This window comes from Paraburkholderia nemoris, assembly GCF_905221015.1.
GTDB lineage: Bacteria > Pseudomonadota > Gammaproteobacteria > Burkholderiales > Burkholderiaceae > Paraburkholderia > Paraburkholderia nemoris.
This window is the reverse complement of sequence record NZ_CAJNBO010000023.1, coordinates 138,826-145,701: the sequence shown is the minus strand read 5'-3', so window position 1 is coordinate 145,701 and position 6,876 is coordinate 138,826. Positions and strand designations below refer to the sequence as shown.

Below are 6,876 nucleotides of genomic sequence, written 5' to 3'. Positions count from 1 at the left end.
GTTTCCACCTTGAGCCGTTGTTCGCCGCTTGACTTCCAATACGGTTGCTTTTCTTTGCGGCGGCAAAGAAAAGTAGGTGCCCCCCGCACAGGGGGAACGCTAATAGACCACTAACAAATCAAGGAAAGGCCAACACCCTAGGAACACAGACAACAAGCGCCGCGAAGGCAAAAAACCCGAAAACCTTCAAACAACAACCCCCTCCGCCGCAGGCGCCCCCAGCGCATTACGAATAGCATTAGCCAGCTCAGCGGCTGCAAACTTAGCCACATACCCATTCGCCCCAGCATTCTTCACATGCGCCTCGTTGGCAGCACCAGTCAAAGAAGAATGAATAATCACCGGAATATCCCGAGTCCGCTCATCAGCCTTGATCTGACGGGTCAACATGAACCCGTCCATCTCCGGCATCTCGAGATCGGTCAACACCAGCGCAATACTGTCCTTCACCCGCGTGCCGTTAGCCTGCGCTTCACGCGCGACCTGCTGCAACGTATTCCATGCCTCTTCGCCAGTCTTGGTCATCACATAGTCCGCACCAATCGCGCTCAACGCCTGCTCGATCAGCTTGCGCGCAAAACCGGAATCGTCAGCGGCGAGAATCTTCGCGCCAGGGCGGATGCCAAGCGCGTCACCCACCGAGGTCGGGTCGACGCTCGGATGCTGTGACGGAAACACGTCGCGCAACACCTGCTCCACGTCGATCACCTGGGCAAGCCGCGAGTCGCCCGTGTTGCCGTCGATACGTGCAATGCTCGTCACCAGATTGCCACCAGCCGCGCCTTCTGCGGAGAGCACCTGGTTCCATTCGAGCCGCACGATGTCGTCCACTTCCTCGACCGCGAAAGCCTGCGTCGAGCGCGCGAATTCCGTCACCAGCAAAATGTTCAGACCGCGCGTCGGCTCGCAGCCCATCAGACGCGGCAAGTCGATCACGGGAATGATCTGGCCGCGAATGTCCACCGCGCCCATCACGAACGGCGAAGAACCCGCAATCGGCGTCACCGGCGGCATCGTCGAGATCTCACGCACCTTGAAAACGTTGATGCCGTAAAGCTCATGCGCGTCGCTGCCGGGAACCGAACCCAGCCGATACAGCAACAGCTCGAATTTATTGGAACTCGTCAGATTGCTGCGTTCGTCGTTCGCGCGGTGATCTACTGCCATCGAATCTCTCCAGGGATTGCGGTGCGAGTGGTGCGCCATGCATACCGTTCGTTCGGCCCTGGCGCGTGCCCTACCTTTCTGTTATCGGCGCAGCAGCAGGAAAGTTCAGTGAATTCAGGCGGTTTGCCGGTGCTTTCTGGTTTACACCAAGCCGCTATTCGGGGCAGGAAGAGGTCGATGGCCGTACAGCAAAAACAGGTATTTCGTATGAAGGTTACCTAACGTTACAGAAGCGACAGCATGGTTTCACATGCTGGGTAGTGCGCCTCCTAGAATGCACAGCGATAAGAGCGCGGCGCCGTTAGCCAGTCGCAAGCGACTTGCAAGGTATTAATGCAATCGCAAGCGTGGCCAAGGCGCACTCGCATCGCTGTCGTTTCGCTTCCACTCCAAGGAGAACGTATGATCCGCTTGCCTCTCGCCGCCATCACCAGTGCCTGCATGGCCAGCCTCATGGTTGTCGCTACTTCGGCCAGTGCTCAGACCGCGGCCGCGCCGGATGCAGTTCGCATTCATGCCGCCGACCAGACCTTCATCACCGACGCCACCAAGGCTGTCGCCACGCAACGCGATGCCGCACGCATCGCCACTTCGCGCTCCACCGACCGGGACGTGAAGGCATTCGCAGAACGCGTGTCGAACGACAACGCGAAGATCTCCGACGCGCTGCGCGCCGCTAGCCCGCGTGGCGTCGACGTGCCTAAGAACGATCCGGACCCGGCGGTGCTCGCGAGCATCAATAACCTGCGCGGCGCCGACTTCGACAAGACCTACATCGAGCAGGTCGCGCTCGCCGGAGAACAGAAAGCGCTGTCGGCCTTCCAGGCGGAAATTGCTTCGGGCCGCGACGAACAATTGAAGGACGCGGCGAAAAAGGCACTGCCGACCATCCAGGAGCACTACGCAATGGCTCAGGAGCTCGCCAAGCGTAAGCATCTGACTGCCCAGTAAGCAGGACATCAGACACATCAGGCGCACCAGCCACAGTCCAGGCATCAAGGCGCGCGTCACGTAGCGACGTGACGCGCGCCGCAACGCGGCATAGAAAGCCGCTTAAAAACACGTCTAAAAGAGACGCCTGCAAAACCCGCCCCCAAGACAAGCAGTTCTCCCTCCTGCTCGCGCACATTCAAAGCCGCTTGCACATAGCAGACCAAACGCGTTCTTTTCGGCGATAATCGGCTTCGTTCTTTCGGGCCTGACCCGCGTGGTTTCCCCCGCGACTCAGGAGGCCTGAAAGCGGTTTCCCGATTTCACCCGCATTCAATCCAAGCTCACCTCATGAGCAAGCCTGCCAATCTCCCGCAACAGTTGGACCATATGCTTCGGCAAGCCGTCGCGCTTCAGCAGAACGGCGCATTCGCCGAGGCCGAAGAACTCTACCGTGAGATTCTCGAACTCAAGCCACGTCATTTCGAGGCGCTCCAATTGTTGGGCTCGCTCGCGCTGCAGGCGGGCCGTGTCGAGGAGGGCATCGAGTTCCTCAGAAAGGCGCTCGCCGTCAACGCGAAACAGGCGCCAATTCATTCGAATCTGGCTTATGCGCTCAATGCCTTGCAACGTTTCGACGAAGCACTAGCGAGTGCCAATCGCGCGCTCGCATTGCAATCGAAATTCCCGGACGCACTGAACAATCGCGGCAACGCGCAAGCCGGCCTGAACTTGCCGCTCGAAGCGCTCAGCAGCTTTGATCGCGCGATCGCCTTGACGCCGGATTTCGCGCAAGCCTGGAACAATCGCGCCTGCGTGCTGCGCGATCTGGGTCGTCCCGCCGATGCGCTCGCAAGCTGCGATCACGCGCTCGCATTGCAGCCGACTTATCCCGACGCGTGGAGCAATCGCGGCAACGCGCTCAGCGACCTGAATCAGGCGGACGACGCACGGCAATGCTATGAGCGCGCGCTCGAACTCGCACCTGCGTTTGCCGATGCCTGGAACAACCTTGGACTGACCCAGGTCGATCTCGGTGAGCACGCGCAAGCATTGCAGAGCTATGAACGCGCATTGGCCGTCAATCCCGCCGCTGCCGAGACGCATTGGAACCAGTCGTTGTGTCTGCTGCAACTGGGGCAACTGGAAGCGGGTTGGAAAGAGTACGAATGGCGTTGGGAGCGTAGCCGGATCAAAGCAGGCACGCGCACTTTTGCGCAACCGCTTTGGCTGGGCGATTTTTCGATCGACGGCAAAACAATTCTGCTTCACGCGGAGCAGGGTCTCGGCGACACGCTGCAGTTCTGCCGCTATGCCGGCATGGTGTCGAAGCTCGGCGCGAAAGTCGTGCTGGAAGTGCCACGTGAGTTGATGCGGCTCATGTCCACGCTCGACGGTGTGGATCAATTGATCGAAGCGGGCCAGGCACTGCCGCCGTTCGATTGCCACTGCCCATTGCTGAGTCTGCCGCTCGCATTCAATACCGATCTCACGAGCATTCCGTCAAAGACGCCTTATCTGTTCGCCGACCCGCAAGCAACGCGTGAATGGCACGAGCGTATCGCTGCGCAAGCAGAAGGGCACCTGACAGTCGGACTCGTGTGGGCCGGCGGAAACCGGCCGCATGTCGCCGAGCTCCGCAAGAACGACGCACGCCGTTCGATTACGTTCGAGCGGCTCGCACCGATTCTCGATGTGCCGAACGTGCAGTTCTTCAGTCTGCAAAAAGGACCGTCTGCGCTTCAGTCACTGCGCAGCGATTCGCACCCCAACGTCATTGACTACACCGAAGAACTCGATGACTTTGCCGACACTGCCGCGCTGGTGTCAAACCTTGACCTAGTGATATCGGTAGACACGTCCACCGCGCATCTGGCTGGCGCGCTAGACAAGCCGGTATGGATTCTGAACCGCTTCGACACCTGCTGGCGCTGGATGCTGGAACGCACCGATACGCCCTGGTATGCGCAAGCGAAATTGTTCCGGCAGCCGGCCTTGGGCGATTGGGACAGCGTGATTCGAAACGCGCGTGATGCGCTGGCCGCGCTCGCCGGCACGTTTGCCGAGACGCGCGTAGACTAAACGTCCGTTTAACGATGGCTGCGACACGGAGAATCGTCAATGGAATACAGGCATTTGGGTGCATCTGGTTTAAAGGTGCCGGTACTGAGTTTCGGTACGGGCACATTCGGCGGCAAGGGTGAATTTTTTCAGGCGTGGGGCGCCACGGACGTCGCCGAAGCGCGTCGCCTGATCGACATCTGTTTCGATGCGGGCGTCACGATGTTCGACAGCGCCGACATCTATTCGAGCGGCGCTTCCGAGTCGGTGCTCGGCGAAGCGCTCAAGGGCAAGCGCGACAAAGCGATCATTTCGACCAAAGCGACTTTCCGTTTCGACGACGGTCCGAACAATGTCGGCTCGTCGCGCTTTCATCTGATTCAGGCGGTGGACGCAGCGCTCAAACGTCTGCAAACCGACTACATCGATCTATTCCAGTTACACGGTTTCGACGCGAAGACGCCTGTCGCCGAAGTCATGTCGACGCTCGACGATCTCGTGCGCGCCGGCAAGATCCGCTACACCGGCGTGTCGAATTTCTCCGGCTGGCATCTGATGAAATCGCAGGATACGGCGGATCGTTACGGCTATCCGCGCTATGTCGCGAATCAGACTTACTACTCGCTGATTGGTCGCGATTATGAGTGGGAGTTGATGCCGCTCGGTGTCGATCAAGGCGTGGGCGCGGTGGTGTGGAGTCCGCTCGGCTGGGGACGTCTCACCGGCAAGATCAAGCGCGGGCAGCCGTTGCCGGAAACGAGCCGTCTGCATAAAACCTCTGACATGGGGCCGCCGGTGCCGGACGAGTATCTGTTCCGCGTGCTCGATGCAATCGACGAGGTTGCGGCCGAAACCGGCAAGACCGTGCCGCAAATCGCGCTGAACTGGCTGCTGCAGCGGCCTACTGTATCGACAGTGCTGATCGGTGCGCGCAATGAAGAACAGTTGCGGCAGAACCTCGGCGCGGTGGGTTGGAATCTGACACCCGAACAGGTAGCGAAACTCGACGCTGCCAGCGCTGTGCGTCCCGCGTATCCGTATTGGCATCAGGAAGGATTTACGGAGCGCAATCCGAAGGCGGTTTAAGCGCGCTTCCTTGGCGTTTGCACAGCGTAATCACCCGCTCCGGCTCGACTGCTATTTGACGAGTTCGGCCGGAGCGGCGAACAGTTCGCTGTAATAGCGGCGGCCCGCATCGAGATGTTGATCGAATGCGAAACCTTGTTCGAGCATCGCGTCAAAGTCGGCGCGTTCGATTTTCATCACATAGCTGTGTTCGGTCGTGACGAGACTGCATGGCCGATCGGTCACAGCCGCGCTAAACCATTTCCCCGCACTCGCATGGCCCGCCGGATACGACTGTTGGCCGTATTCGATTTGCCAGCCGCCGTCTAAAAGAATCCACATGCCTTGATCATTCGCAGTGCCGCCGTGAGCGCTGCTATCGCATTGCGCGACCACGGTGCCAGATTGCGCTTCCCATTCATGCGAATGGCTGATCACCCAACGCAATTGTTCGGTTGTCAGGCTCGTGAAAAAGGGCGTGTGCTTCAACAGATGAAGGTAAGTCACTGAGGGTTTCATGGCTGTACTCCGCGTGGTGACGGACGCGTCCGGCGACTGAGGTTGGTGTTGCGCATCGCAAGCGCCGATTAGAAACGGCAGCAGCACGGCGCAGGCGGCCAGGATTGAGGGTTTCATGAGCGTGTGGGTTCAAAGCGGGAAAGGAACGGCGGGACGCAAAGGTTTATCAATCAGCCTCGGCGTCCCTCACGGTCATGCGTTGATTACCGCTTGATCTTCGCTTCGAGCAGATCGCCCATGCCGATCCGCTTGGCAAACTCGATGCGCACGCGCTCCGAGACTTCGAGCACTTCACGCGCGCCGTCGCCGACGAAGTCGATCACCGAGCGCATCGGCCGCTCACCCGAAGGCAACGCGATGATCCGCGCGATTTCATCGGCCACGGCTTGCGGATCGGCGTCGTCCGGTGTGAGTTCGGACAGGCGCTCGCCGATCTGATCCATCACGCCGTCATAGCGTGCATACGCGGCGGCGCGCTCCGCATCGGCAGGTTTGCCGGCGCTCGGAAAGTGTGCGGTGCCGCGAGTGAACGCGCCCGGCACCACGATCGAGGTTTCGATACCGAAGCGCGCGATTTCGTAGGCGAGGGTGACGGCCAGGGAATCCATCGCCGCCTTTGCCGCACCGTAGGGGCCGAGGAACGGAGGAAAACCGCCCTTGGTCGTCGTGCTGCTGATCCACAACATCAAGCCCGCTTCCTGCTGGCGCAGATACGGCAGCACCGCACGGTTCACACGTTGCGCGCCGAACAGGTTGGTGTCGAACACCTTCACCATTTCCTCGGGCGTGAACGCTTCGGTCGGACCGACCACCAGATGGCCCGCGTTCTGCATCACCACGTCGAGCCGTCCTTGCTCGCGAATGATCGTCGTGGCGGCGGCATCGGCGGATTCTTGCGACAACACGTCGAGTTCAAGCGGATGCAACTGGATGTCCTTCGCCTGGGTGAGCGCCCGCATTTCGTCGGCGCGCGGCTTGTTGCGACCTTCGATATCGCGCATCGTCGCGTAGACGATATGGCCGGCTTCGGCCAAGGATTGCGCGGTGAGCTTGCCGATGCCCGTACCCGCGCCCGTAACCAGAATGACGTTCTTCTGCATTTTTCTTCTCCGATTCGTGAAAGTGATACGACGT

6 protein-coding genes are annotated in these 6,876 nt (G+C 59.9%); 3 read left to right on the top strand and 3 right to left on the bottom strand.

The window, feature by feature from the left end:
* Window positions 1-186: 186 nt before the first annotated feature.
* Window positions 187-1,167, bottom strand: coding sequence for a chemotaxis protein (locus KHO33_RS30275; RefSeq protein WP_054043537.1), 981 nt, complete (start codon window positions 1,165-1,167; stop codon window positions 187-189).
* A 402-nt stretch (window positions 1,168-1,569) separates the two neighbouring features.
* Here KHO33_RS30275 and KHO33_RS30270 point away from each other — a divergent pair, with 402 nt between their 5' ends.
* The 3 genes from KHO33_RS30270 to KHO33_RS30260 all read left to right on the top strand — a co-directional run bounded on the left by KHO33_RS30270 (window position 1,570) and on the right by KHO33_RS30260 (window position 5,244).
* A complete protein-coding gene (locus tag KHO33_RS30270; protein ID WP_054043534.1) occupies window positions 1,570-2,118 on the top strand; it encodes a DUF4142 domain-containing protein in 549 nt (182 codons plus the stop codon).
* 330 nt (window positions 2,119-2,448) lie between these two features.
* Window positions 2,449-4,179: a tetratricopeptide repeat protein gene (locus KHO33_RS30265; protein WP_200566531.1), complete on the top strand. Its 1,731-nt coding sequence runs from the start codon at window positions 2,449-2,451 to the stop codon at window positions 4,177-4,179.
* A gap of 39 nt (window positions 4,180-4,218) precedes the next feature.
* Window positions 4,219-5,244, top strand: coding sequence for an aldo/keto reductase (locus KHO33_RS30260; protein WP_054043530.1), 1,026 nt, complete (start codon window positions 4,219-4,221; stop codon window positions 5,242-5,244).
* Window positions 5,245-5,295: 51 nt separating this feature from the next.
* On the opposite strand, the gene KHO33_RS30255 is transcribed toward KHO33_RS30260, so the two are convergent.
* Both KHO33_RS30255 and KHO33_RS30250 read right to left on the bottom strand, forming a co-directional pair.
* A complete protein-coding gene (locus tag KHO33_RS30255) occupies window positions 5,296-5,742 on the bottom strand; it encodes a cyclic nucleotide-binding domain-containing protein (protein WP_234480696.1) in 447 nt (148 codons plus the stop codon).
* A gap of 203 nt (window positions 5,743-5,945) precedes the next feature.
* Entirely contained in the window at window positions 5,946-6,842 is an 897-nt protein-coding gene (locus KHO33_RS30250; RefSeq protein ID WP_054043528.1) for an SDR family oxidoreductase, read from the bottom strand.
* Between the last annotated feature and the right edge of the window lie 34 nt (window positions 6,843-6,876).

Bases quoted from the DNA above. Each gene is read 5' to 3' on its own strand.
- KHO33_RS30265 (WP_200566531.1), top strand. From the start codon at position 2,449: ATGAGCAAGCCTGCCAATCTCCCGCAACAGTTGGACCATATGCTTCGG.
- KHO33_RS30260 (WP_054043530.1), top strand. From the start codon at position 4,219: ATGGAATACAGGCATTTGGGTGCATCTGGTTTAAAGGTGCCGGTACTG.
- KHO33_RS30250 (WP_054043528.1), bottom strand. From the start codon at position 6,842: ATGCAGAAGAACGTCATTCTGGTTACGGGCGCGGGTACGGGCATCGGC.
- KHO33_RS30275 (WP_054043537.1), bottom strand. From the start codon at position 1,167: ATGGCAGTAGATCACCGCGCGAACGACGAACGCAGCAATCTGACGAGT.
- KHO33_RS30255 (WP_234480696.1), bottom strand. From the start codon at position 5,742: ATGAAACCCTCAGTGACTTACCTTCATCTGTTGAAGCACACGCCCTTT.
- KHO33_RS30270 (WP_054043534.1), top strand. From the start codon at position 1,570: ATGATCCGCTTGCCTCTCGCCGCCATCACCAGTGCCTGCATGGCCAGC.